This is a genomic window from Brevibacillus nitrificans, from assembly GCF_003710965.1.
Classification (GTDB): Bacteria; Bacillota; Bacilli; order Brevibacillales; family Brevibacillaceae; genus Brevibacillus; species Brevibacillus centrosporus.
The window spans coordinates 190,700-215,309 of sequence record NZ_RHHU01000012.1 but is presented as its reverse complement, the minus strand read 5'-3'; the positions used below and the strand labels follow the sequence as shown (position 1 = coordinate 215,309).

At 50.4% G+C, this 24,610-nt stretch carries 23 protein-coding genes; 6 read left to right on the top strand and 17 right to left on the bottom strand.

Annotated elements, in window-relative coordinates; all coding sequences use genetic code 11:
• Window positions 1–33: 33 nt before the first annotated feature.
• The 3 genes from EDM59_RS20885 to EDM59_RS20875 all read right to left on the bottom strand — a co-directional run bounded on the left by EDM59_RS20885 (window position 34) and on the right by EDM59_RS20875 (window position 3,121).
• The gene (locus EDM59_RS20885; RefSeq protein WP_281274585.1) at window positions 34–1,047 is read right to left on the bottom strand and encodes a FecCD family ABC transporter permease; all 1,014 of its coding nucleotides are present in this window, start codon (window positions 1,045–1,047) and stop codon (window positions 34–36) included.
• On the bottom strand, window positions 1,047–2,057 hold the full coding sequence (locus EDM59_RS20880; protein ID WP_246011146.1) for a FecCD family ABC transporter permease: 1,011 nt from the start codon (window positions 2,055–2,057) through the stop codon (window positions 1,047–1,049). The genes EDM59_RS20885 and EDM59_RS20880 overlap by 1 nt, the downstream gene beginning before the upstream one ends.
• 86 nt (window positions 2,058–2,143) lie before the next feature.
• Window positions 2,144–3,121 carry an ABC transporter substrate-binding protein gene (locus EDM59_RS20875; RefSeq protein ID WP_122925384.1) on the bottom strand — a complete coding sequence of 326 codons (978 nt, stop codon included), beginning with the start codon at window positions 3,119–3,121 and terminating at the stop codon, window positions 2,144–2,146.
• A 403-nt stretch (window positions 3,122–3,524) separates the two neighbouring features.
• On the opposite strand from EDM59_RS20875, the gene EDM59_RS31630 reads away from it, so the two are divergent.
• Window positions 3,525–3,656 (top strand): hypothetical protein, encoded by a 132-nt coding sequence (locus EDM59_RS31630; protein WP_281274584.1) that lies wholly within the window; start codon window positions 3,525–3,527, stop codon window positions 3,654–3,656.
• 104 nt (window positions 3,657–3,760) lie between these two features.
• On the opposite strand, the gene EDM59_RS20870 is transcribed toward EDM59_RS31630, so the two are convergent.
• The 6 genes from EDM59_RS20870 to EDM59_RS20845 are packed head-to-tail and all read right to left on the bottom strand — an operon-like array spanning window position 3,761 to window position 10,187.
• The gene (locus EDM59_RS20870) at window positions 3,761–4,945 is read right to left on the bottom strand and encodes a thiolase family protein (protein WP_122925383.1); all 1,185 of its coding nucleotides are present in this window, start codon (window positions 4,943–4,945) and stop codon (window positions 3,761–3,763) included.
• Window positions 4,946–4,960: 15 nt separating this feature from the next.
• The gene (locus EDM59_RS20865) at window positions 4,961–5,848 is read right to left on the bottom strand and encodes a VOC family protein (protein WP_122925382.1); all 888 of its coding nucleotides are present in this window, start codon (window positions 5,846–5,848) and stop codon (window positions 4,961–4,963) included.
• A 41-nt stretch (window positions 5,849–5,889) separates the two neighbouring features.
• Window positions 5,890–7,488, bottom strand: coding sequence for a bifunctional 3-(3-hydroxy-phenyl)propionate/3-hydroxycinnamic acid hydroxylase MhpA (gene mhpA / locus EDM59_RS20860; RefSeq protein ID WP_122925381.1), 1,599 nt, complete (start codon window positions 7,486–7,488; stop codon window positions 5,890–5,892).
• A gap of 20 nt (window positions 7,489–7,508) precedes the next feature.
• Window positions 7,509–8,813 carry an MFS transporter gene (locus tag EDM59_RS20855; protein ID WP_183192983.1) on the bottom strand — a complete coding sequence of 435 codons (1,305 nt, stop codon included), beginning with the start codon at window positions 8,811–8,813 and terminating at the stop codon, window positions 7,509–7,511.
• A gap of 47 nt (window positions 8,814–8,860) precedes the next feature.
• Window positions 8,861–9,517: a 3-oxoacid CoA-transferase subunit B gene (locus EDM59_RS20850; RefSeq protein ID WP_246011144.1), complete on the bottom strand. Its 657-nt coding sequence runs from the start codon at window positions 9,515–9,517 to the stop codon at window positions 8,861–8,863.
• 4 nt (window positions 9,518–9,521) lie between these two features.
• Window positions 9,522–10,187, bottom strand: a complete 666-nt coding sequence (locus tag EDM59_RS20845) for a CoA transferase subunit A (RefSeq protein WP_122925379.1) — start codon at window positions 10,185–10,187, stop codon at window positions 9,522–9,524.
• 386 nt (window positions 10,188–10,573) lie between these two features.
• Here EDM59_RS20845 and EDM59_RS20840 point away from each other — a divergent pair, with 386 nt between their 5' ends.
• Both EDM59_RS20840 and EDM59_RS20835 read left to right on the top strand, forming a co-directional pair.
• Window positions 10,574–11,329, top strand: coding sequence for an IclR family transcriptional regulator (locus EDM59_RS20840; RefSeq protein WP_122925378.1), 756 nt, complete (start codon window positions 10,574–10,576; stop codon window positions 11,327–11,329).
• A gap of 26 nt (window positions 11,330–11,355) precedes the next feature.
• Entirely contained in the window at window positions 11,356–12,204 is an 849-nt protein-coding gene (locus EDM59_RS20835; protein ID WP_122925377.1) for a fumarylacetoacetate hydrolase family protein, read from the top strand.
• A 94-nt stretch (window positions 12,205–12,298) separates the two neighbouring features.
• Here the strand turns inward: EDM59_RS20835 and EDM59_RS20830 are convergent, their stop codons facing one another.
• The 6 genes from EDM59_RS20830 to EDM59_RS20800 all read right to left on the bottom strand — a co-directional run bounded on the left by EDM59_RS20830 (window position 12,299) and on the right by EDM59_RS20800 (window position 19,062).
• Entirely contained in the window at window positions 12,299–12,718 is a 420-nt protein-coding gene (locus EDM59_RS20830; RefSeq protein ID WP_122925376.1) for a VOC family protein, read from the bottom strand.
• A gap of 149 nt (window positions 12,719–12,867) precedes the next feature.
• On the bottom strand, window positions 12,868–13,173 hold the full coding sequence (locus EDM59_RS20820; protein WP_281274583.1) for an HIT family protein: 306 nt from the start codon (window positions 13,171–13,173) through the stop codon (window positions 12,868–12,870).
• Between the two features lie 131 nt (window positions 13,174–13,304).
• Window positions 13,305–14,915 carry an amidohydrolase gene (locus EDM59_RS20815; RefSeq protein ID WP_246011151.1) on the bottom strand — a complete coding sequence of 537 codons (1,611 nt, stop codon included), beginning with the start codon at window positions 14,913–14,915 and terminating at the stop codon, window positions 13,305–13,307.
• Between the two features lie 70 nt (window positions 14,916–14,985).
• Entirely contained in the window at window positions 14,986–16,329 is a 1,344-nt protein-coding gene (locus EDM59_RS20810) for an APC family permease (RefSeq protein ID WP_122925373.1), read from the bottom strand.
• Window positions 16,330–16,349: 20 nt separating this feature from the next.
• Window positions 16,350–17,963, bottom strand: coding sequence for an amidohydrolase (locus tag EDM59_RS20805; RefSeq protein ID WP_122925416.1), 1,614 nt, complete (start codon window positions 17,961–17,963; stop codon window positions 16,350–16,352).
• Window positions 17,964–18,198: 235 nt separating this feature from the next.
• Window positions 18,199–19,062: a MerR family transcriptional regulator gene (locus EDM59_RS20800; RefSeq protein ID WP_122925372.1), complete on the bottom strand. Its 864-nt coding sequence runs from the start codon at window positions 19,060–19,062 to the stop codon at window positions 18,199–18,201.
• A 344-nt stretch (window positions 19,063–19,406) separates the two neighbouring features.
• Here EDM59_RS20800 and EDM59_RS20795 point away from each other — a divergent pair, with 344 nt between their 5' ends.
• A complete protein-coding gene (locus EDM59_RS20795) occupies window positions 19,407–19,679 on the top strand; it encodes an HU family DNA-binding protein (protein WP_092267910.1) in 273 nt (90 codons plus the stop codon).
• Between the two features lie 66 nt (window positions 19,680–19,745).
• On the opposite strand, the gene EDM59_RS20790 is transcribed toward EDM59_RS20795, so the two are convergent.
• Both EDM59_RS20790 and megL read right to left on the bottom strand, forming a co-directional pair.
• Window positions 19,746–21,308, bottom strand: coding sequence for a sigma 54-interacting transcriptional regulator (locus tag EDM59_RS20790; RefSeq protein ID WP_122925371.1), 1,563 nt, complete (start codon window positions 21,306–21,308; stop codon window positions 19,746–19,748).
• Between the two features lie 182 nt (window positions 21,309–21,490).
• Window positions 21,491–22,696 (bottom strand): methionine gamma-lyase, encoded by a 1,206-nt coding sequence (gene megL / locus EDM59_RS20785; protein ID WP_122925370.1) that lies wholly within the window; start codon window positions 22,694–22,696, stop codon window positions 21,491–21,493.
• Between the two features lie 179 nt (window positions 22,697–22,875).
• Here megL and EDM59_RS20780 point away from each other — a divergent pair, with 179 nt between their 5' ends.
• Both EDM59_RS20780 and EDM59_RS20770 read left to right on the top strand, forming a co-directional pair.
• Window positions 22,876–23,205, top strand: coding sequence for a DHCW motif cupin fold protein (locus tag EDM59_RS20780; RefSeq protein ID WP_122925369.1), 330 nt, complete (start codon window positions 22,876–22,878; stop codon window positions 23,203–23,205).
• A gap of 533 nt (window positions 23,206–23,738) precedes the next feature.
• Window positions 23,739–24,503, top strand: a complete 765-nt coding sequence (locus EDM59_RS20770) for an SDR family oxidoreductase (protein WP_122925367.1) — start codon at window positions 23,739–23,741, stop codon at window positions 24,501–24,503.
• The last annotated feature ends 107 nt before the right edge of the window (window positions 24,504–24,610 follow it).

Genomic DNA, 24,610 nt, shown 5'->3' with positions numbered 1-24,610 from the left:
GCTTGAATCGGCATGTGGAACTGGAACATACCGCTATGCCTTTTTCTTTTCCTGATGAACCAAATACAAAAAATAAGGAACACCGATCATCGCCGTCAATATCCCGGCAGGTATCTCTGTCGGCGGACGCAGCCCTCTGCCCAATGCATCTGCCAAGACGAGGATGAGCCCTCCGAGTATCGCGGCTCCCGGTAACAAATATCGATGCTGGCTGCCAAAAATTTTGCGAGCGATATGCGGCGCGATCAAACCGATAAAGCCGATCGACCCGATCGCTGCCACGCAGGCCCCGGCCAAAGCGACCGCGAGCACCAGCAGAACGTAACGGGTGCGCTCTACATGCAGTCCAAGCCCTGTAGAGCTGACCTCGTCCAGATTGATAATATCCAGCTTGCGATGCAGGGACAGGCTCAGCGGCAGAAGCACACAGAGCCACGGCAGCAGCCCGTAAATTTCGTCCCAGCCTTTTCCCCACAGACTCCCCGCCAACCAGACGAGCGAATCGTTCGCTTGCAGCGGATATTTCACCAGGATGAATTCGGTCAGCGCCTGACAGATTGCACCTACTGCCAGCCCCACCAAGGCAAAAGTACCTGGCTGTGCCCCGCTTCTATTCGCGAACAGGATTAGGACAACGGCGACAGCGAGCGCCCCCAGAAACGCGACGACCGGGAGTACCAGCGGGGAGGCAGCCGGAAACAGAATGATGACCACTACCGCAAACAGACCGGCACCTTTGGTCACGCCGACGACATCGGGAGACGCCAACGGATTGCGGATCATCCCTTGCAGAATCACGCCCGAAACGGCAAAGCCTGCTCCTGACAAAATAGCCAACACGGTTCTCGGCAGCCGATAATTTTCGATGACAAATGCGTACGAGGACGACTCCCCCGCCAGTACCCCGATGATTTGCCCGGGCCAGATGTAGATTGACCCGATTCCCATGCAGAGGAACGCCGCAAGCAGCGTAACCGCGGATAGCACCAGCAACAGGAATTTGGCGTTCTTCCTCCTATTGTCTCGCACAGCTTCTCCACGCATCATCACACCATCTCCTTCCCCTTTTTGCTCGCCAAATACAGGAAAAACGGCGTACCGAGGAGCGCAGTCACGATCCCTACCGGCGACTCGAACGGATAGCTGATCAGCCGGGCGAGAACGTCTGAGAAGGTGACCAGCACGGCCCCGCACCATGCGGATACGGGCACCACCACACGGTAATCCGTGCCTACCAGCTTTCTTACGATGTGCGGTATCATCAGCCCAACGAATCCGATCGAGCCGGCGACAGAAACAGACGAGCCGCCGAGAATGACGATGGAAAGGCAGGTCAAAAACCGGACGACCTTGATGTTCTGACCGAGACCGATCGCGACCTCCTCGCCCAACCGAAAGACGGACAGCGGGCCGGACAAGCCAAGCGCCAGCAGCATGCCTCCGATCGACCAAGGCAGGATCATGCGTACATCCGTCCAAGCCGCTCCACTGATGGAGCCGGACATCCAGTACATGACGTCTGAAATTTGTTCATTAAAAATAATCGCTCCCTTCGTGATGGATGTCAGCAGCAGATGCACAGCCATCCCTACAAGGGCGATCTTGAGATTCGTCATTCCGCTCGAGGCAGCGAAGGCAAAGACCGTGAAGCCTCCCAGGATCGCTCCTGCGAACGCGAAATAGACCAGATTGGACTTCCCGATATCCGGCAAGCTCATGATCGCGAGTACGACGGCCAATGCCGCTCCAGCATTCACACCAAATACTTGCGGAGAAGCGAGCGGATTGCGCGTCACGGCTTGCATCAATGCCCCTGCAACGGCGAGATTAGCCCCAACGACCGCCCCCAGCACCGCGCGGGGAAAGCGGATCGTTTGGAAGATCAATAGCTCCTTGGACTTCTCCCCTAAAATCCATTGCTCCAAGACAGAGCGAATCTGCAGCGGCGCGACCCCGGTAAACAAACTCAGCAAGATTCCTGCGGCTAGCAAAACGACCAGCCAAATGCCGATACGCACGAGTCTCCAGCCAAGCGGTCTTGTCGTTGACAGTTGCACGCCAGACCACCTCCCTCCAAATTTGCGCACATAAACGAGAAAAGACCAGATCGCGGTCTGGTCTTTCCAGAGCATGGCTAGACGGTCTATTCCTGTTTCTTGCCGTACAGCACCTCGCTGGCCTCTTCAACGATTCGCTCAGCCGATTTCAATCCACGGTATCTCGTCCACAAATCGCGATTTACGTTGTACACCTGCTTGTTTTTGACCGCTTTGATGTTGTTCCACAACGGATTTTGTTTCCACTCGCTCAGGAGCGCATCGTCTGCCTCCACGAGGAAAATGACGTCCGGGTCCCACTGTACCATTTGCTCCAGGCTGATTTTGACCGTTGGCTCTGGCGCATCCTGAATCGCATTCTTGATTCCGACCATCTCGAGCAGCTCGCCGTCAAAGGACTTGGCACCATGAGCAGACAGTGAATCTGCCCGAAAAACGCCCAGCATGACTTTGCGGGAGTCTCCCGCTGGAATCTTCTTCTTCTGCTCGTCGATGAATTCTTTGTGTTTGGCGAGGCGCTGCTCCGCTTCCTTCGTCTTGTTCAGCGCTTCCCCGATCTTGGCAAAGGAGCTCAAATTCTCCTGATAGGTCGAGTTGCGGCTCTTCAAAATGATTGTCGGCGCGATCTTTTGCAAGTCTTGGTAGATGTCCTTGTGGCGGTTCAAATCCCCGATGATCAAATCCGGATGCAGAGAGCTGATCACTTCCAGATTCGGCTGCTGCCGCGTCCCGACGGGCGTGTACTCGATCTTTTGCCCGAGCAAACCCTCTACGTCTGTCTCCTTTTCCTGCGCGATGCCCACCGGTGTCACTCCCAGCTCCCATAGAGCATCTACAAAGGAAAACTCCAACGCCACAATACGCTTTGGCTCTCCCTTGATGACCGTTTCTCCCAGCTCGTGCTTGATCGTTCGGGTCTGTGTTTGTGCAGCCTGACTACTTTCCGGATTCGCAGTAGGCGCAGCCGTCTCGCTGCTGCCACATCCCGTCAGCATAACGGAGCACGCCAGCGCAAGTGCCCATCCTGCCTGTCCCAGACGTTTCCAGCCATTGTTTTTCTTCATGTTTGATTCCCTGCCCATCTTTAGTGATAATGATAATCGATATCGTTAAATTGCTTTTTTATTGTAGCAATCCCTATTTTCAAAATAAATATTGCGGCGATTAAATCCTTTATCTCGATTAAGACAATAATCGTCATTTTGTTCACAGAGACGGTCTACAAGAAAGGACGCATCCCGTGGTTTGCGGAGGATCTACAAAACGAGCTGATGAGACAAACGCACGCCTCTTCCTCTCCACCCCAAATGAAGTCCAAAACGAGCGATTTTGACCTTTGCTGCATACTGTCGGGACATCCTATAATTAGCTCATACGCACTCGAAAAGCAGGCGTAACAAATAGAAGGAGAAACGATTTTCGTTGGAATCAACGCTTTGGAGAAACGTCTTTTTTTGAATCTATTTTATGGTGACCATGCAAACCGTCATCACCTCGATGGTGACATTGGAGGTCCAAAACCCTACGCGTATCGTGACAGTGGCAGCTGCGGCTGCTGCAGCGCAATCAGCCACCAGTGAGGCAGCTGTGAAAAAGTAAACCGTGTAACCCTATGAAAAATATAGATACGTACACAAGCTAGGCTCTCTACCCAAAGGTAGAGAGCCTAGCCCAAAGTAGAGAGCTTTTTTTGACGATTGGAGTTAGAGCAGTTCCAGCATCGTAGCCATTCCTTGTCCGCCGCCTACACACAAGGTAGCGATTCCGTAGCGTTCGCCTCGTCTCCTCATCTCATACAGCAGCGTGACGAGAATACGCGCACCCGTCGCGCCCAGAGGATGTCCCAATGCGATGGCTCCCCCATTTACATTCACGCGGTCCAAATCCAATGACAGCTCACGGATGACTGCCAGAGCCTGCGCTGCAAAGGCTTCATTGCACTCGATCAGTCCAATGTCTGAAACCTTTATTCCTGTTCGTGCAAGCAGCTTCTGGACGGCACGCACAGGACCTATCCCCATCAGCTCAGGTGGTACCCCTGCCGTATCCCAGCCAACGATGCGTGCCATTGGAGTAAGACCGAGCGAGTGCGCCTTGTCCTCCTTCATCAAAACAAGTGCGGCGGCTCCATCATTTCTTCCGCAGGCGTTTCCCGCTGTCACGGTTCCGTCATTTTGAAAAGCAGGCTTGAGTCGGGCAAGATCTTCTCGGGTCGTATTCGGACGAGGAAACTCGTCTTCCGCAAATATAGTAGTGTTCTTACGCTGCTTCACTTCGACCGATACGATCTCCTCCTGAAAGCGGCCGCCCAAAAGCGCATCTCGCGCTTTTTGCTGGCTGGATAAGGCAAACGCATCCTGATCCTCGCGACGAATCCCATAGCGTGCGGCTACGTTTTCTGCCGTGACCCCCATTCCCATGTCTGCTCCGTACATCTCCATCGGCTGCTGCCCTGCCTCCAGATTGGAATCCACGACGACAGGATTGCCTTCCCCAAACCGCGCATTTCGCAGATAGAGCGGGGCACGACTCATATTTTCCGTGCCGCCTGCCACTACAATCTGCGCTTGACCAAAGGCGATCTGCTGCATCCCAGAAGCGACGGCCTGCATCCCGGAGGCGCATAGTCGATTCACGGTAAAGGCAGGAGATTCGACCGGAATGCCTGCACGCAAGGCAGCGATCCTCGCCACATTTGACGATTCCGAGGATTGGCGCACCTCTCCCAGGATGACTTCATCTATTTGCTCTGGCGCAAGGCCCGCCCTGCGAACTGCTTCTTCGATGACCCAAGCTCCCAAGTGCCCGGAGCTCACTTCTTTCAGGGTACCTCCAAAACGACCAATCGCGGTTCGTACCGCACTGACGATGACGTAGCTGTTTTCCATTTTGTCCACCTATCCTCAGCCTTTGCTCAGATCCATGAAAAATTTGGTTTCCCATCGGCTCAAGCCTTCCTGTGCGGTCCATACCTTTGGCTTTTGCGGCTGATCACCATGCCACGGACGCGGCTCGAAGTATCCCAGCTCGGGTACAAACACATCCATGTCGCAGAACAGCTCGATCATGAAATGCTCGGGATCGTAGTGATAGGAGGCAACATTGTGCCCAGCCGTATGACGAGTCGGTCCCCAAACGATATCGATTTTCTCTGCGGTCAGCAGATCGTGGGCGTTTTTCATATGGATCATGTCGCGGAGCTCGAAAGCAATGTGGTGCATGTACGTGCGATCGGAAACCTTGAAGTTCAGGACGTGGTGATCCTGATTGCAGGTCATAAAGGTCACGCGCTCTTCCATCCGGTCTGTGATCGCAAATTTCAAATATTGCGTATAAAAACCGACCGTCTTGTCTTTGTCTTTCGCAAAAATCGTAATGTGCCCCAGCTTGGTAGGCAGAATGCCCGCACGCTGAAAGCCAGGACCTGACAATGCCATGTCTGTGTAAAGCTCAACCGTTGTACCCGAAGGATCGACCACGTCGATTTGCTCGGAGACGCCTGGCTGCGCATCTGTCTTGTACTCGGCAGCAAAGCCTTCCCGACGCAGGTATTCTGCGATCTTGTCCAAAGAATCCTCTGCTTTCACTTGAAGACCGACGCTGTGCAAGGCACTGTCCTGCGCTGGTGTCAGTACGATATGATGGTGATCGATGTGGTTGGAAAGATACACACGCCCGTCCTCTCCACGCTCCACCACTGCATAGCCCATCACGTGCGTATAGTACTGGACCATGACGTCCACATTTTTTACAGAAAAGTTGGCGTATCCCAGTTTGAAAGCTTTCATCATTACTCATCCATCTCCTCGCTTGTATATCGATAAATCAGGAACTAGACTCTTTGCGGCTCACGCAATGCGCCCACAAGGCTAATCATCAGCTCATTCAATTCACCAGCACGGCAAGCCCCAAACACATATCGGTCTGGTCGAAGCAGTACGTAGTCCACTTCATGCTCCTGGCACCAAGCCGCAATCTTTCCTTCCCGGTCGACGATGACTCCTGTCTCTGGATGAGCTTTGAACTCACCAGATGCAGCCTCGTCCGACGCTACAACCATGATCGACTTCACAGACAGCCTCGCCAGTTCTGTACAATCAACTGACTCCGCTGCAGCCAATGGATCTCTTTTTATGCCGAGCAGGATAAAACGGGAACAAGCTACCTCGTCGAATAAAACCATTTCCCCATCTTTCTTCTCTACTTGCGGTTGAATGAACAGCATGCCCGTGGAAACAGAAGCTTTTGCGTCGTGCACGCCTTTTCCAATCGGAAAGGAAGAACGCTCGAGTCCGTGCAAGGCTTCACTGACATTCGGAAAATCATGGAGGTTGCGGAGGAGCTCATCACGTAAATCGGCAAGCTTTTGATCGCTGATCTGAATGATCTTCCCCAGCTTCACGGCTTTTTCGATGATTCCTGCTACATGTGGATAACGCTCCGTTTGATACGTATCCAATATTTTTTCATCTGCCTGCCCTTTCAGCACCATACTCAGCTTCCAGACTAGATTGTGGGCATCCCGCATTCCCGACGACAGCCCCTGGCCTAGAAATGGCGGCATTTGGTGAGCGGTATCTCCCAGCAAAAACACGCGTCCTTTGCGCCATTCTTTCGCCAGCAGCGCATGGAACTTGTACACCGCCGTTCGCTCAATTTCCACTTTCGCTGGATCAACCCACGGGGAGATGAGCTTCTTGATGACTTCTTCGCGATTGACTGTTTCTGCTGTCTCGCCCGGTTTCAGCATGATCTCCCAACGGTACTGTCCCTTCCCGTGATAGATGTAGGTGGTCGGTCTATCGGGATTGCAGTATTGCAGGTTCATCTCGGGCAAATCAAGCTCCTCTTTTGCCAGCACGTCCACGATGAGCCAGAGATGATCGTACTGGTAATCGTGCAGCTCGATACCCAGCTGCTTGCGGATGATACTGCGAGCCCCTTCTGCCGCCAGCAAATATTTGCCTTCGACTTCCTTCAGCGTGTTGCTTTGCACATCTCTTACCGTGACCGTGACCCCTTTCTCATCCTGTACGACACCTTCCACTTGATGCTCTGTATGCAGACTTACATGGGGAAAACGGTCCAGGCCTTGACGCAGGCTCGCCTCGATTTCGGGCTGGCGGATGGAAAGCGTGGCTGTATAGCCATTTTTGGTGCATCCTCCGCTGCGCTTGAATCCGAACATCGGATTGCCGGACTGATCCAAAAATTTATAGCCTTTTGAGGACGGCGACACGGCCAGCACTTTGTCGATCAGCCCAGCAGACTGGATGATCCGGGCAATATCGTCATCAATCACGACGGCACGGGGAAGTGGGAAGATGTCCTTTTCCCGGTCGAAAACGACAGTGGATATTCCCTGCATGCCCAGCAGATTCGCTGCAATGACACCTGCCGGGCCGCATCCGGAAATGATTACGTCTACCATATTGTTAGCCTCCACATTCTCTAAATATCGTTATTGACGTTGGTGAACAAGGAACTGGAATTTTTCTTTGGTCGTACTCCGAACCAGAACAAGAGCCCAAGGACGATCATGATGACAGAGCCGACATGAAATGCAGTATGAAAGCCTTCCGCAGGACTTGCCGCGTTCTGTACGATGAGACCTGTCACGAACGGCGCAATGATCCCTGCCAAGTAATAGATAGCCGTAAAGCTGCCTTGCGCTTTTCCATAGTGCTTGGGCGCAAATGTGTCCGTGAGAATAGCTGGACCGAGCACGAGAATGATGCTGCGAAATGCCGTAGCCAGACAAAGCAGTGCCACTGCAGCCGTATTCGAGCTAACGATTGTCGTCAAATAGTAGCTGATCGCCGCGATGACCACCATTGGTCCCACGATGAGCACACGAGATTTCACCACGTTTCTCGTCTTTTGATAAAGTCGGTCCGAAATATTCGAAAAGAACAGCTGTGAAATCGTCGTCGTAATCCAAGGCAGCATGATGGCGATCTTCAGCATGTTGCCGTCCATTCCCCTGACCTTCTCAAAGTAGTTCGGGAACCAAGACAGCTCGAGAGAAAAGAACCAGTACGATGCAAATGCACATAGCGAGATGAGCAAAAAGTTTTTGGAGAGAAGCAGCGGCAAAAACTCGGACCATGGTACCGATATAGCTTTTTCAGGCTTTGGAGCTGCTACTTCCGCTTCAGCCTCTGACGGTCGATCTTTGGCAAAAAAGATCCAAAGCAGTGTCCATACGACGCCGATCGCTCCCATGAAGATAAAGGCGACGTGCCAGCTGTACGAGGTGATAAAGAACAGCAGCACAGGAGCAGCCACCGCCGCACCTACGGTATTCCCTACTGACACCAGCGTCAGGCCCGTACCGATTTTGTCTTTTGGCAAGCATTTGGAAGCCATCGCCATCGACAAGCCGTACGTTGGTCCCTCACCAGCCCCCAGTATGATCCGGGTCACGAGCAGGAAGGGAAAGCTCGCGACAAATACGGTTGCAAACTGCACCACAGCCCAAATGGAGGAAATGACGGCGATCACTTTTTTGGTGCCTACATAGTCAGACAATGCTCCCACCAAAACCGCCGAGAGAGAGAAAAACCAGAAAAATGCGCTGCCTACCAACCCCCATTGCGCAGGAGTCAAACCCAGCTCTTTCATTATCGGTACGGAAGCAAGACCAATGATCGATTTATCCGCAACATTAATAATGGCGAGGAAAAACAAGAAACCAATCGTTGCCCATCCGGATTTCGTTATTTTTGATGAAGTATGCGCTTTCATTTCTTCCATGGTTATCATTCCTTTTTTGGAATAAGGTAACGGGCGCAACCAGCTGTCTACGAATGTATTCCCATGCCCAATTGAAACGGTGCCTCCGTCAAACGCTGTACTTCGGCAAGCGTCGTGCCTTCTGCTATTTCTTCCAGGACCAACCCCTCTTCCTGAACGGAAAAGACGGCGTATTCCGTTACGATCAAGTCTACTTTTCTCGTTCCCGACAAAGGGTACGTACAGTCGGAAACAATCTTCGGCTTTCCGTCCTTGGTCACATGAGTTGTAGCCACGACGATTTTTCTGGCTCCGACTAAAAGATCCATCGCGCCGCCTACGCCTAGAATGGTCTTGCCAGGTACCGCATAGTTCGCAATCCGTCCAAATCGATCGATCTGCAGGACTCCCAGCACCGCGATATCCACGTGACCGCCACGGATCATGGCAAAAGAATCCGCACTACTGAAATAAGATGCCCCTACCTCCTCCGTGACGGGAAACTTCCCTGCATTGACCAGATTCGGATCTACTTGACCCGGCTCAGGTGTTGGCCCCACTCCCAGCAAACCGTTTTCTGTCTGAAAGTACACCTGGATGCCTCGTGGGACGTGATCCGCTACCAAAGTCGGAATACCGATTCCCAAGTTCACCACATCACCTGTGCGCAGCTCCTGCGCTACCCGTTTTGCGATTTGATTGTTCACATCTACTTTGTTCACCACGCCACTACCCCCCGATTTTAACTTCTGCACGAACGATGTAATCGACAAACAGATGAGGCGTGATAATCTGCTCGGGATCGAGCTCTCCTGCTTCTACGATTTCATCTACCTCCGCAATGACGAGCTTGGCTGCCGTCGCCATCATCGGATTAAAGTTGCGTGCCGTTTTGTAGTAGGTGAGATTGCCTAGCGTATCAGCCTTATGCGCGCGAATAATCGCTACATCTGCGTGCAAGGCTTTCTGCAGCAAATACTCCTCTCCATCTATTTCGATGATGGGCTTGCCCTCGGCCAGCGCGGTACCGACAGCTGTCTTCGTCAAAAACCCTCCGATGCCGGCACCTCCTGCTCGGATCGCTTCAGATAAAGAGCCTTGCGGGATGAGTTCTACCTGTAAGCGCTGTGCATGATAGAAAGCGCCCACATCTGGATTACCCGTAAAGTAAGAGCCAATCGCTTTTTTGACTTTTCCATCCGCGAGCAGCTTGCCAAGCCCTTTATTCTGGTCGCCGAGGTTATTGCTAATAATCGTGAGGTCGTGTACATCTGTTGATTCCAACTCCTGGATCATGGTCAGGGGCGTCCCCACCAACCCGAATCCTCCCACCATTACCGTGTCGCCCGTACGAATCATGGATGCTGCTCGACTGGGCGAAATCCACTTTTCCATCGTGTGTCCTCCTCCTAGAAGCCAATCAAATCCAGCAGTCGGGAAAGCGATTGCAAATTGTCGTGCCATTTTTCTGACTGACTGAAAATTTATACTCCTAATTATTCGGCCATCACATCGAGTTGTCAACATAATTATCAAAATAAGATAATTTTAATTAAAATATCGCATTGACCAAGAGTTTTAGTTGTACTATTATCAAAATACGATAATAAAATAAAAAGCACATCTTTCAGGCTTACGCTTTCGTGCTCGTTAGAAAGGAGGACCCTACCTTTTCGCACCTTCATTCATCGCGCCTGTGAACGTTGAGATACGATCTTTCATGACACTCGACTGTTTGCGATAATAGAGAGAAATTACATTGGATAGGAAGAAGCCGACGAATGAGTAGTTTTGCGAAGATGCTATCAATTATCGACTTATTTTCTGAGGAAAAGCCCGTGTGGACGGCAGAAGAGATTGCGGAGAACTTAGGCGTCTCGATCCCTACTGCCTACCGGTATTTAAAAGAGCTTTGCCAGTCTGGACTTCTGGCACGCAGCACTGGCGGACTGTACTTTCTCGGCTCGAAAATTATCGAGCTGGATTATCAGATTCGCACTTCAGACCCGATCATGCTCGCAGGGAAACCGATCATGCAAGCCTTGCGCGACAAAGCTGGCAGCGAGATCATGCTGAGCCACATCTACAATGACCGCATCCTGATCATCCACGAAGAACGCACTTCTGAGAATCTCATGATCAGCTTTTCTCGTGGACGGATGCACCCGCTCTTTCAGAGTGCAACCTCGAAAATCATTTTGGCTTATTTGCCAAAGAACCAGCTGGATAAGTTCGCAGCCAAATACGAGGCTCTGTACGCCTCCAAAGCTGTCGAGAGCTGGGATGAATTTAAAGCCAAGCTGGGCATCCTGCGCCGCGAAGGGTTCAGTATCTCTCACGGCGAGATTGATACGAATCTCACTGCCATCGCAGCCCCGGTCTTTACGAATCAACAAATTCGGGGGAGCCTGTCGATGGTCATGCCAACCCGGCGATACGAGCTCTTTAACAAAGAGAAAATTACAGAAGCGGTCATAGAAGCAGCCCAACAACTATCCGATGCGCTATCTCGCAACGAAGTACCCGAGCCCGAATAGCGCATCGCTATGAGGAGAGATCGACGATGAAACTGGCAAGCTATTCCTATCAAAATAAACCGAGCTTTGGTCTCGTAACCGATCATGGGATCATCGACATCCCAAAACGTTTGGGAGACAGCTATTTGGATTTGCGTTCTTATCTAGCAAGCAGCAATTATGCTGAGGCGGACAAATGGCTTGCCCAAGGCACGGTCGATTACAGCCTCGAGGAGATTACCTTTTTGCCGGTCATCCCGAATCCGGACAAAATCTTCTGTATCGGTCTCAATTACGATGAACACCGGATTGAAGCAAACCGTGATAAGTCAGCCAACCCTACGGTCTTTTTCCGTGTAGCAAACTCCCAAATCGGGCATCTGGCCCCGATGCTTTTGCCAAAGGAATCTAAAAATCTGGATTTTGAAGGGGAAATCGCCGTCATCATCGGGCGAAAAGGACGGAGAATTGCAGAGGAAGATGCGTACAACTACGTAGCCGGATACGCCTGCTACAACGACGGCTCGATCCGCGACTGGCAAAATCATACCCATCAATGGGGGCCCGGCAAAAACTTCGAGGGAACCGGAGCATTCGGACCTTGGATGGTCACACGGGATGAAATCAGCGACGGAGAGATTTTGACTCTCGAAACGCGGTTGAATGGTGAGGTCATGCAGCACGCTACGACCGACATGCTGCTCTTCCCTATCCCTACCTTGATCAGCTACGTGTCCAGCTTCACTACACTCGAGCCAGGGGATATCATCGTGACGGGTACGCCAGGCGGGATTGGTATGAAACGGAACCCACCCGTTTACATGAAGGCAGGCGATGTGGTGGAAATCGAAGTAAGCCGCGTGGGAGTTTTGAGAAATACGATTGTAGCTGAATAGGTGAGAAATGAAAAAAGATAGCTTCGATTGGAGGCTATCTTTTTTCGTTCAGTGGCAGCAGGCATCAAACGAGCCAGAAGCCACACATATGCTTTTACTTCATTCGTTTCGAAATCGGATGATCTTCTTTAAGCTGCAGCAGATCCCAGAGGTTCCCGTACAAATCCTTGAACACGGCAACTGTTCCGTAGGGCCTCTCTTGCGGCTCCCTCACAAATTCGATCCCTCTTGCAACCATTTCCTCATAATCTCTCCAAAAATCATCTGTATTGAGGAAAAGAAAGACTCTGCCGCCGGTCTGATTGCCTATAAAGCTCTCTTGCTCAGGGTTAGATGCTCTCGCTAGCAAGATCGTAGTCCCCACTGAGCCCGGAGGAGACACGACCACCCAGCGTTTATCCTGTTCGGGCTGATAGGTGTCTTCTACCAGGTTGAAGTTCAGCTTTTTGGTATAAAACGCGATGGCCTCATCGTAATCTTTGACGACGAGAGCAATGTGTACGATGGACTGGATCCAAACCGATGACCGTGATCCGCAAACCCCAAACTCGCGTACAAATGTTGTGCCTCTAAGTTGTCAGGATGATAACCAACTTCGCTTTCAGGGACGCTAACGGCTATTGCTGCGTTCCCCCACATCTATAAGCTTTTTCATTCATTCTTTTATTTGTCATCATGAAGGCCCCCCCTTAATAGATGCTCCGATTGTACCATAAGTGGTAAAAAATAGTTTTGCTCAAACGAGGGTTCTCCCCAGCTGAACCCGTCTCCCTTAAATCGAGGGATGACATGCATATGATAATGCCCTAGATCGTTGAATATTCCCCCATTTTGACAAACACTTACCCCTTCTACACGAAATACTTTTTTCAGGGCAGTGGTAATTTTCTGAGAGGCTTTCATGATTTCCGTCGCCGTCCCGATATCCAAATCAACCAAATCGGTGAAATGCTTTTTTGGTAAGATCAATGCCGATATACTCTCTAAATTTCCGCTATATATCTTTCTCTTCCAGAAACAAAGCAACCTTTATCCGGCTGAATCCCGAACAAAGGTTGCTTTCGCTGCCTATCTATTCACGGTCTCCTTGGCAAGGAGGATCATTTCACTACGACTTCATTGGAATGATCATAGACGATCTTCCCATCGACAATCGTGACTTGCACTTTGACTTCAGGAATTTCTTCGGCTGGCACTTCAAAGAGATTTCGCTCCAAGACGACGATATCGGCCAGTTTGCCTACCTCCAATGTCCCGAGCTCTTGCTCCCGGAAGGAACCGTAAGCAGAGCCTGCCGTATACGCCTTCAAGGCATCGGCAAGCGAGATTCGCTCATGTGGATGCCAAACCTTTTCCCCGCTGCTGTCGATCCTGGTAACAGCTCGATAGATCTGAAGGAGCGGACTTAGGACATCGATCGGAAAATCAGTTCCGAAGGCAAGCTTCGCACCAGCTTTTTGCAAGGTATGGATCGGGAATACGAACTTTTCTCGCTCGGCACCGATCCGATCGGTGTACACTCCTCTCTCGGACATAGCGAAATGATCAGGCTGCATCGAGGCCGTGACACCCAGCTCGTTGAAACGAGGGATATCGGCTGGATGGATCACTTCCACATGTTCAATGGAGTGGCGAGAATCCCGCTTCCCGTTCGAACGCTGTGCTTCTTCATAGGCATCGAACGCAAGGCGAATCGCCCCGTCTCCAATCGCGTGGAAGCGTATGCTGAAGCCTTCCTTATCCGCATCTACGACCCATTTTTTGATCGTCTCAGGAGGGAATGTCGTTTCTCCGCGCGTATTAGGAGCATCTGCATAAGGCTCGAGCAAATAAGCAGTGCGCGCGGTAATGACCCCATCGATAAATTGCTTCAGCCCTGACATGCACAGCTTATCCGATTGATATTTCGCCCTCAGCCGCTTCGCACGCTCCAGATCGCCATCCAGAGCCGGCCACAGATGAATGCGCGTCGTTAGCTTTCCTTCGTCTTCAAACTCCTTGAATAGATCATAGTCCGTCAGAACAGCCAGCGATTCCGTTGCAAACAAATCGTGGACAGCCGTGATTCCAAGACTGGCTGCATGACCGAGGAAATTCGCAAAAAGCTCTCTCTTTTTTTCTCTCGTAAAACGATAGGCGTGCTCGATGACTGCACCCATAGCTTTTTCGTACAAGAGGCCGTCCGGCTCGCCGTTCTCGTCTTTTCCAATGCTGCCGAAATCAGGGTTTTCCGTATCGCGATGGATGCCCGCGATCTCTAAAGCTTTTGAATTCACCCACGCGTAATGACCTTCGGCGTGAAACATGAGTGCAGGACGATCGGGAAGAATGCGGTCCAATGAATGGCGATCGGGTAATTGCTGCGTATCCCAATAGCCGCAATCCCAAGCAGAGCCGATTACCCACGGTTCGTCAGGCTTGGATTCCGCAAATTCCCGAATGATATCCAGCGCTTCCTTTTCAGAACGAGCGGTGAACAAATAGGCACTATCCATCGTGACAGCCCCATCCATTACGTGAAGGTGAAAATCGTGAAAGCCGGGCATGATGAATTGATCCGCAAAGGAATATACCTTCGTTTGCTCTCCTGCAAAAATGCTCATCTCCTCTGCAGTGCCGACCCCAATGATCTTGCCCTCTGCGATCGCGATACTGGCAGGCTCCGGCCGATCGGACAGACCGGTAAATACGGCGTTACTGGAAATAATCATATCTGCGATTTGTTTTTGCTTGGTCACAACACATCTTCCTCTCATTTTGTAATGATGACTCCCCTCGTGATCAGGCTTCCTCTATCGCGAGCTCGGGAGGTGGTTGTCTAAACATTTTCGTTAGGTTCAACAGGTAGATAAAACCGAGAGCGAGCCACACGCTGCCTAAAATCAGCGAATGAATGTCCAGCTTTAGCCAAAATAACCCCGTGAGGCACGCCCCAATGAATGGAATCAACAAGTAGCGAATGGTCCCCACCCAGCTCCTCTGCTTCTCGCGGATAAAATAATGAGAGATCACGGAAAGATTCACAAACGTAAAGGCGAAAAAGGCGCCGAAGCTGATGAGGGATACAGCCATCGTCAGATCCAGAAACAGGGCGCAAAGGGCTATACACCCGATCAAAAGCAGGTTGAAGACAGGCGTCCGGTAAGCAGGCGAGAGATACCCAAAAACTTTGGAGGGAAGCACGCGCTCACGGCCCATCGCGTATAAAATACGGGAAGCGCTTGTCCCTGACGCTACAGCCGACGAAAAACTGGACATGAGTCCTTCAGCCAGAACATAGCTGGTCAGGAAATTGCCACCGATATGAAAGGCGATCTCCATGTAGGCAGCCTCCGGGTCTTGAAACGACTGGTAGTCTGGCCAAACAAGCTGTAAGAAATAGGAGCCAATCACATAGTAGACGCCACCGATGATCGTAATGAGATAAATAGCGCGAGGAAGGGCTTTCTGAGGGTTTTTCGTCTCCTCCGACAGCGTCGTCACTGCATCAAATCCCAAAAAGGAAAAGCATAAGATCGGGATGACAGTCATGAAGTCCGACATGTTTACATGCGAATCCACAAACGGCAGGCTCGAAAACAGCGTCCCTGCTCCTTTGCCATTAAGAAGTCCCTGAACCGAAAAGGCAACAAATAGAGCGAGTGTTCCGAATTGAAAGAACAATAAGCCCGTATTAAATTTCGCAGCGACTGAAATGCCGAGTATATTGACAGTCGTCACCGTCACGATAAAGCCGATGATCCAAATGTACATGGGGATGGAAGGAAAGTATGCGCCCATGGAAATTCCTAACAGCAGGGCACTGATCATAGGACTAAGCACATAATCCAGCAGAATGGTCCAACCGACGAGGAAGCCAATATGGGGACTCAACGATTTCTGCGTAAAGGTATAGGCAGCACCTGCATTTGGCAGAGCTTTAACCATTTGGGCATAGCTGTAGGCTGTAAATAACATGACGATCAAAGCAACGATATACGCGGTTGGTATCATTCCGTTGGTGCTGTGCACGGCTACTCCGTATGTGGAGAACATCGTGGTTGGAGCCATAAAAGCCAATCCGAAAAACACAACGTACTTCAGTGATAGCGAACGTTTTAGCTGCGGTGTGCCTGTCATATTCATCTACCCATCCCCCTCATTCGTCACGCAAGGATACGATCTTCAAAGACCACTTTCCCATCCACCATCGTCAGTTGGACCTTTGTCTCGGGTATCTCGCTGCTTGGCACAGCAAAGAGATTTCGTTCCAACACAACGAGATCAGCAAGCTTGCCAGCCTCCAACGTCCCTAGCTCGTGCTCCCGGAAGGCACCGTAAGCCGCTCCAGCTGTGTACGCCTTCAAGGCATCCGCAAGCGAAATTTGCTCATGTGGGTGCCATACGCTTTTTCCGCTGCTGTCTATTCGCGTGACTGCCCGATAAATCTGGAGGAGCGGATTGAGGACATCAATGGGAAAATCCGTTCCAAACGCCAGCTTCGCTCCTGCCCTCTGCAAACTACAAATCGGGAAAACAAGCTTTTCTCGTTCGGCGCCAATACGATCGGTGTACACCCCCCTTTCGGACAGGGCGAGATGGTCTGGCTGCATGGAGGCCGTGACGCCCAGCTCTTTGAATCGCTGGATATCTGCTGGATGAATCACTTCCACATGCTCAATGGAATGACGTGAATCTCGCTTACCATTTGACCTTTGCGCTGCTTCATAGGCGTCTAGCGCAAGGCGAATCGCTCCATCTCCAATCGCGTGAAAACGTATGCTGAAGCCCTCTTTGTCCGCCTCCTCCACCCATTTTTTGATTGTCTCCGCAGGGAAAGACGTGTCTCCGCGCGTCTCTGGAGCATCTGCGTAAGGGTCGAGCAAATAAGCAGTGCCTGCAGTAATGACCCCATCGATAAATTGCTTCAGCCCTGACACACGAAGCATGTCCGATCGATACTTCTCTCGCAATCGCTTGGCATGCGCCAGATTGCCATCTAAAGCGGGCCATAAATGAATGCGCGTGGTCAATTCTTGGCGGTCTTCAAAGCCTTTGTAAACATCGTAGGCATCAATCGTTTTCAATGCATGCAAATCATGGACAGCCGTTACCCCTAGCTCTCTTGCATGGGCTAGGAATGAAGAGAAGATTTCCTGCTTTTCGACAGAAGAAAAATCAAAAGCATGACGGGTTACCGGTCCCATCGCTTTTTCAAATAAAATGCCGTCCGGCTCTCCGCTTTTCTCTCTTCCAATCACTCCGTATTCGGGGTCCTGAGTCATTCTTGTAATGCCTGCGATCTCCAAGGCTTTTGAATTCACCCACGCATGGTGACCTTCGGCGTGGTACGCAATGACCGGACGATCAGGGAGAATACGATCCAAAGAATGACGTGTCGGCAGCTGCTGATTCTCCCAATAACTCGAATCCCACATAAAGCCGATGACCCACGGAATATCCGGCTTTGCTTCCGCATATTCGCGTATCATCTCTGCCGCTTCTTCTTCTGACCGAGCTGCGAACAGATTGGCACTCCCCAGTGCGACAGCGCCATGCATGATGTGAAGATGAAAATCATGAAAGCCTGGCAAGATCAATTGGTCTTGAAAGGAATAAAATTTTGTCTGCTCCCCTGCGTAGCAGCGGAGTTCTTCCTCCGAACCAACCGCGATGATCCGATTGCCTTTTATCGCGATACACGCCGCTATCGGGCTGTCAGAAAGCCCTGTAAAGACAGCATTGCTTGAAATCATGACATCAGCTGACTGGTCAATCATTTCTCCACCCTTCCCTTCCTTTTTCATGGCTTTTGCCGGCTGCTTAGAAAACGCTTTCAACAATAAAAAAACATTCCTGCTCCGTATTCCTCCAATCTTGCGCAGCATCCCTTGACCTGACACCCTTGAATAGGTATCACCAGTATAAAGTCTCGTCTAACTCCAGAGTAAAGGGGGAATTTGCGTACAAAAAAACAGCCCTGAAATGAGCGAACTGTCATTTCGAAGGCTGCTGTCAGTCGAATTTTTCTAGGATGGGAATCTGGATCTCATAGTAAGCTTCCTCATATTGATCCGTCAAAGAGATGTCAACCTGCATGATTCGGACAGCATCCCCCGTAATCACATAGCCATGCGCATCACAATACTCGAGGAGCTTTTTCAGCTGTGTCAGCATATTCTCCCGGGTCAGCCCTCCGTGATAGGAGCACACAAATGATCCCTTTTTGATCGTTTGCGTAGGCTGCTCCAATGCTTCATCCTGTACCAGCAGGAATAATTGCGCCTCCAACTCATCAAAACAGCACGAAGAATCTGTCGATTGACGAATCAGATCAAAATACTCTCTACGGACAAAATCTCCAAATTTATTGCTTGCCAGTACCGGGATCGTACCGCCGATCCTGTTTTCCAGCTCGAGGAAACCAAAATAGGCCTGCTCGGTATCCGACCATTTCACTGGCCTGGCTAGCTGAATGTATTCCCGTTCCTCAAAGTGCTTTATGACGATGTCTGACTCCTTGTAGCTTTCGAGGAACTTTTCAACATGGGCCAATCGGTTCATCATGGTGGTATGGATCACTTGCAGCTCCCTTATTTTTTCCTGGATCTTGTCCATCGATTGCTGGAGGAAGTGAACCGATTTTTTGACGTTGCGATTGGTTAGAAAATCCTTGATTTCCTCCAAGGAAAACCCGATTCTCCGCAGCTCCTTTATCGTTCCGAGAACCTCATACTGGGAGATAGAGTAATAGCGATAGCCGGTGACGGAATCAATCTCGTACGGCTTGAGCAATCCGATTTTGTCATAATGACGCAGCGTGTCCACACTGACACCCCGCAGCTTTGCCATTTCTCCAATTGTAAGCTTGTTTTGCATGTCTTTTCTCCTGCTTGCCAGAGTGGAAATGAAACAGAATCACGATGCTATTCTATAAAGTACGTGTACGTCCAGCAGTTCGTCAATGGATGATTTCTAGTTCTTGTACCTTGCAGCTTTTATGCCATTATCTGTTCCATAGCTGATCGGGCAGAGCCAAAGAACCGTATCCATTCTTGCATGATTATCTATTTTTGCATAAATAACGGTAAGCTGCGAGGGCTACATTCCCAAGAATCTCCCTATATTTTTTCAACATAGGAAACGAATGTTCTCTCACACTCTTCCATTTCCTTCCCAACTCAAGTATTATGTATTTTATATTGAATGAAAGGGTGTTACTCATGAACAAAACAGAACTGATTGCAAAAGTAGCAGAAGCTACCGAACTCACGAAAAAGGATTCTACCAAAGCTGTAGACGCGATTTTCGAAGCGATTGCTGGTGCACTCCAAAACGGAGAAAAAGTATCCCTCATCGGTTTCGGTAACTTCGAAGTGCGCGAACGTGCAGCTCGCAAAGGACGCAATCCTCAAACAGGTGAAGAAATCGAAATCGCTTCTGCAAAACTCCCTGCATTCAAGCCAGGAAAAGAACTGAAAGAAATCGTAAAATAGATTTCGGTTACATAAAAAGACGCCCGCTTTGGGCGTTTTTTTGTTTGGCAACGGTTTAGTCCCCGCTTACAACTGGTATTTTTTCATTTTCTGCAGGACAGCTGTATGGCTAATGCCTAAATAGGCCGCGGCTTGCCTGATGGAAGGATGCTCTTTTAACGCACGAATCAATATCGTTTTTTCATAGAAATCCATTTGTTCTTTGAGAAGCTTTGGAGCGGAGTGTGAAAAGTCTTGCTCGCTATCGGCGCGATCCTGCTGTGTATCAAAAAACAAATGCGCCGCCCCAATTTCCTGTCCAGGACAAAGGTATACGGTTCGCTCCATCACATTTTGCAGCTCACGTACGTTGCCCGGCCAATTGTGACCCTGCAAGGCGCGAATAGCTGAGTGAGCGAGCGGAATCATCGGCTGATTCGTTGCTCGGCATACCTTTTGAATAAAATACTGGGCCAGCATCGGGATATCACTTTTGCGCTCCCGAAGCGGCGGGATCACGATCGGGATGACGTGCAAGCGGTAATATAAATCTTCGCGAAACAATCCTTTGCTCGTCATGTCTGCAAGATTTCGATTCGTAGCTGCGATAATGCGGACATCGATGGGAAGCGATTGGCTCCCGCCGACTCTCCGTACTTTTCGCTCTTCCAAAACGCGCAGGAGCTTCGCTTGCAGATGCAACGGAATATCCCCGATTTCATCCAGAAAAAGTGTGCCACCCTGCGCAATCTCAAACAGCCCAAGCTTGCCTCCCTTGAGCGCCCCCGTAAACGCTCCTTGCTCGTACCCAAACAGCTCGCTTTCCAGCAAAGCATCTGGAATGGCGGCACAGTTAATGGGCACAAAAGGCCCGGCAGAACGATTGCTCTCAAAGTGAATCGCTTTGGCAAACAGCTCTTTTCCCGTACCGCTCTCCCCTTGTAGGAAGACAGTGGCTTCGCTTTTCGCCACGCGCTTTGCCGTCTCAATACACTGCCGCATATTCGCACTCTGCTGAACGATTTCGTCGAAGGAAAACCGTTCACTTCGTTGTACAGTGGACAGCAATTCTTGAATTTGTTTATTGTCGCGCAGTACAATCACGACACCTTGCCGCTCGCTCTTCTCGGCAGGAATAATGGGATGATAGCTGCAAATGTAAGTCATGCGCTTTTTTTGCCCGGTATGCAGGCTTACCTGAACGCTCGGCACCTCAATCGCTTCCTCCAGGCATCGCCTCACCTCGACCGCTGCTTCTCCCCACAGCTTTTCGATCGAGTCATGCAGCAGCTGTTCCGGCTCCATTTTCAGCATCGCTTGGGCCGCACGATTGATGGTAGTGATCCTCAGCTGATCATCCAGCAGGAGAATTCCTTCCGAAACCGTTGTAAGAATCGTATGAATGCGGTTTTCACGCTCTTCTGCAGGTAGGTAAGGGATCATTTTTACCTGCTCGATGCCTTTCACTTGCCTAATCCATTGCATGATCGTCTCGACCTTGCTCGGAGCCACGGAAGGAATTTTCAAATAAATATAGTGAGGCCGAACCTCCATCCCGATAATATCGATCTGGTTCGCTGCAAAGCAGGCAATGACCTCATGCGTGATGCCAACCCGGTTTACGCCATTGATTTGAAAGGTAATACCCATGAGCGCAATCCCACCTCACCCGTCAAACGGTCTAGTTCTCTTTTTCCATCATAATGAGAAAAAATGGCTACGCCAAGCTTTTTGGTGGAGCCCTAGCTGCACTTTTCCTGGCTTAGAATCTTATAAATTCTTACTGTACATAAAAAAGCCCGGTGCGATCTGCACACGGGCCATCGGGGATGTCAGGCAAAGGCAAGCGCTGCTTCCAAATCGTCGAGGATGTCCTCAATGTCCTCGATCCCTACGGACAAACGGATCAGTCCATCTGTAATTCCCATTTTTTCTCTTTCTTGCGGCGGAACGATCGAATGGGTCATCGAGGCGGGATGCTGAATAAGTGAATCCACATCGCCCAAACTGACGGCTCTTTTGCACAGCTGTACGTTGTTCATCATGCGGATCCCTGCTTCCATCCCGCCTTTCAGCTCAAAGGCGAGAAGACCGCCGAAGCCATCCATTTGCCTGCAGGCCAATTCATATTGAGGAAACTGCGCAAAGCCGGGGTAATGCACCTTCGCCACTTTCGGATGCTGATGTAAAAACTCCGCAACCCTTTGGCCATTTTCACAGTGGCGATCCATCCGCACGCCCAGCGTCTTTAGCCCTCGGATCAATAAGTAAGCATCAAACGGACCTATAATACCGCCTATATCCTTTAAAGAGGTCATGCGAATCGTATCCATAATCGATTGAGGACCTGCCGCAACCCCTGCAATGACATCGCCATGTCCGCCAATGAATTTCGTAGCGCTATGAATGACGATATCACAGCCATGCTCGATGGGCCGCTGCAAGTAAGGCGACATAAACGTATTATCCACGACGACGTAGGCACCTATCTCCTTGGCAATTTTTGCGACCAGCTTCAGATCGACCAGCTCCATCGTAGGGTTGATCGGTGTTTCGATGTATATCACGCGGGTAGCGGGCGACAGCTCTTGACGAATAGACGCCTCGTCTTTCATGTCACAGAGCGAATACGTGACTCCAAAACGGTCTTGCATCAAATTCAGTAAACCATACGTGCAGCCGTACAATCCTTTGGTGCCGAGGATATGGTCCCCGCTTTTCACGAGGGCCATGAGAACCGCCGAAACCGCGGCCATCCCGGATGCAAAGGCAAGACCAGCCTCCGCCTTCTCCAAAGCGGCAATCTTCTCTTCCAAGACAGTGACCGTCGGGTTGCCTAAACGAGAATAGACGTAGCCCGCTTCTTCCCCAGCAAAGCGCCGAGCCCCTTCCTCCGTTGAGGTAAAGACAAACGTCGAGGTTTGGTAAATGGGTGTCGCCAATGCGCCTGTCTGTGGATCAGCATGGTAACCAGCATGGATGGCAGTCGTAGATCTCCCTTGCTTTTTCTTTGCCTGAACGGTTTGGTTGTTGTTCATCCAGGAATCACCTCATCGATTCATTTTGAAAGCGTATACTTGCACGATGTATGCCAGCGTGAAAACCTGAAAGGGACTACGTTTTTCAGAAAGAAGCAGCAGATAATGGAAAGAATTCTTGCCATTCGGAAAGATAACTTACCATAATGAGAGACAAGTGCTGGAAGGAGGCATATGAAATGAAATTAACCAACATTCCCTTTACCGTAACAGACTGGAGTGCCATCGAGCCTACTGAGCATAAGGGCCTCGAAGGAGCCGCCTATTGGAGAACGCAGCATTTTCAAGACATGCGGGTTCGACTTGTCGAATACACCCCGGGTTACATTGCCGATCATTGGTGCAACAAAGGACATATTTTATTTGTGCTGGAAGGCGTTTTGGAAACGGAACTTATGGACGGCCGTTCATTTACTCTGACTCCAGGCATGAGCTATCAGGTAGCTGATGATACCTCTCCACATCGCTCTGCTACCCAGGTTGGAGCAAAATTGTTTATTGTCGATTAACAGGCAGCTTGAAACCATTTTCATCCTAAAACGTATCCTTTAGAAAATTTTAGGATGTGATCATGTATGAAATATTCGGCACTTGGCGTATCCAGCATTACCTGTCCCTGCTGTCAAAATGACACCTTTGATAAAGACTACCGCCAGTTAAACTCGCGAGGAGCTACATTCTTCGGCTTGGACTGGGCGAACAAGGAAGCGTCCATCTTAATTTGCAAGCGCTGTTCCTATATTTTATGGTTCATGGATGAGCCCGCTAAGAAATAGATTCAAAATTTTGGGTAGAAGGTGTGTGACGGCGTGGAGAATGGGTATGCGATCGGGTGGGGGACCTTAGCCCTCATAAATGCCGGATTAGCTCAAAGTAAAAATGAAAGTGGCCTACTTTTTTAATCGTCGTCTGGGTCAAGTTTCCGAAAGAGCAAAAGTAAGCTCCCGTCTCCCTATACTCCCTGCAGACGAATAACAGAGCAACATTCCAAACATCTCCTCATGGTATAACTAACATGAATTTCAAACAAGGAGATGAGAACATGAGCAAGCTGAAGGGCAAGATTGCGGTTGTGACGGGGGCAAGCCGAGGAATTGGTCGAGCGATTGCACGGCGTCTGGCACAGGATGGGGCGTTGGTAGCCGTACACTATGGGACGAGAAGAAAAGATGCCGAAGAGGTTGTCCAAGAGATTGAGAGAAACGGCGGTTCGGCCTTCTCGATCGGCACTGATTTGCGTGTCCAAACTGGAATTGGCGATTTCTATACGCAGCTGGACGAGGAGCTTCTGAAACGTACGGGAGAGACGCGGTTTGATATACTCGTAAACAACGCGGGGATCGGACAAATAGCAAGCTTCGAGGAGACTACGGAAGAATCTTTTGACGAGGTCATGAACATGAATGTCAAAGCGCCTTTTTTTATGATCCAGCAAGCTTTGCCTCGTATAAAGGAAGAAGGCCGGATGATTAACCTCTCCTCGTTCGTTACACGGGCAGCCTCTCCCAGTGTTTTCGCCTACAGCATGTCAAAGAGCACGATCAACACGCTAACCCTTATGTTGGCCAAACAGCTTGGGAGCCGCCAAATTACGGTGAACGCGATCCTCCCCGGTATCATCAACACGGATATGAATGCAGGCACCTTGCAAAGCCCTGACGGACAAAAGTATGCGGCTTCGCTTTCCACCTTCAACAGATGGGGAGAGCCCCAAGATGTAGCGGATATAGCCGCTTTTCTTGCCTCCTCAGACAGCCGCTGGATAACCGGTCAGTTGATCGATGCGAGCGGCGGGTCCCATTTGTAAGTGTGATCGTTCAGAAGTCTGGTACGAGTGCTAGGCTTCTGAACGTCTTCAAAACGTTTGAATCGTATGCGGGCTCAACAAAACAGCGGCTAGCCTCGTCAAAGGCA

What these genes read in the sequence shown, in the direction of transcription:
- EDM59_RS20875 (WP_122925384.1), bottom strand. Translation starts at nt 3,121, where the DNA reads ATGAAGAAAAACAATGGCTGGAAACGTCTGGGACAGGCAGGATGGGCA.
- EDM59_RS20815 (WP_246011151.1), bottom strand. Translation starts at nt 14,915, where the DNA reads ATGATTATTTCCAGTAACGCCGTATTTACCGGTCTGTCCGATCGGCCG.
- EDM59_RS20845 (WP_122925379.1), bottom strand. Translation starts at nt 10,187, where the DNA reads ATGGAAAAGTGGATTTCGCCCAGTCGAGCAGCATCCATGATTCGTACG.
- EDM59_RS20835 (WP_122925377.1), top strand. Translation starts at nt 11,356, where the DNA reads ATGAAACTGGCAAGCTATTCCTATCAAAATAAACCGAGCTTTGGTCTC.
- EDM59_RS20790 (WP_122925371.1), bottom strand. Translation starts at nt 21,308, where the DNA reads ATGGGTATTACCTTTCAAATCAATGGCGTAAACCGGGTTGGCATCACG.
- EDM59_RS20805 (WP_122925416.1), bottom strand. Translation starts at nt 17,963, where the DNA reads ATGATTGACCAGTCAGCTGATGTCATGATTTCAAGCAATGCTGTCTTT.
- EDM59_RS20770 (WP_122925367.1), top strand. Translation starts at nt 23,739, where the DNA reads ATGAGCAAGCTGAAGGGCAAGATTGCGGTTGTGACGGGGGCAAGCCGA.
- EDM59_RS20840 (WP_122925378.1), top strand. Translation starts at nt 10,574, where the DNA reads ATGAGTAGTTTTGCGAAGATGCTATCAATTATCGACTTATTTTCTGAG.
- EDM59_RS20780 (WP_122925369.1), top strand. Translation starts at nt 22,876, where the DNA reads ATGAAATTAACCAACATTCCCTTTACCGTAACAGACTGGAGTGCCATC.
- EDM59_RS20885 (WP_281274585.1), bottom strand. Translation starts at nt 1,047, where the DNA reads ATGATGCGTGGAGAAGCTGTGCGAGACAATAGGAGGAAGAACGCCAAA.
- EDM59_RS20795 (WP_092267910.1), top strand. Translation starts at nt 19,407, where the DNA reads ATGAACAAAACAGAACTGATTGCAAAAGTAGCAGAAGCTACCGAACTC.
- EDM59_RS20855 (WP_183192983.1), bottom strand. Translation starts at nt 8,813, where the DNA reads ATGGAAGAAATGAAAGCGCATACTTCATCAAAAATAACGAAATCCGGA.
- mhpA (WP_122925381.1), bottom strand. Translation starts at nt 7,488, where the DNA reads ATGGTAGACGTAATCATTTCCGGATGCGGCCCGGCAGGTGTCATTGCA.
- EDM59_RS20865 (WP_122925382.1), bottom strand. Translation starts at nt 5,848, where the DNA reads ATGATGAAAGCTTTCAAACTGGGATACGCCAACTTTTCTGTAAAAAAT.
- EDM59_RS20800 (WP_122925372.1), bottom strand. Translation starts at nt 19,062, where the DNA reads ATGCAAAACAAGCTTACAATTGGAGAAATGGCAAAGCTGCGGGGTGTC.
- EDM59_RS31630 (WP_281274584.1), top strand. Translation starts at nt 3,525, where the DNA reads ATGGTGACCATGCAAACCGTCATCACCTCGATGGTGACATTGGAGGTC.
- EDM59_RS20870 (WP_122925383.1), bottom strand. Translation starts at nt 4,945, where the DNA reads ATGGAAAACAGCTACGTCATCGTCAGTGCGGTACGAACCGCGATTGGT.
- megL (WP_122925370.1), bottom strand. Translation starts at nt 22,696, where the DNA reads ATGAACAACAACCAAACCGTTCAGGCAAAGAAAAAGCAAGGGAGATCT.
- EDM59_RS20810 (WP_122925373.1), bottom strand. Translation starts at nt 16,329, where the DNA reads ATGAATATGACAGGCACACCGCAGCTAAAACGTTCGCTATCACTGAAG.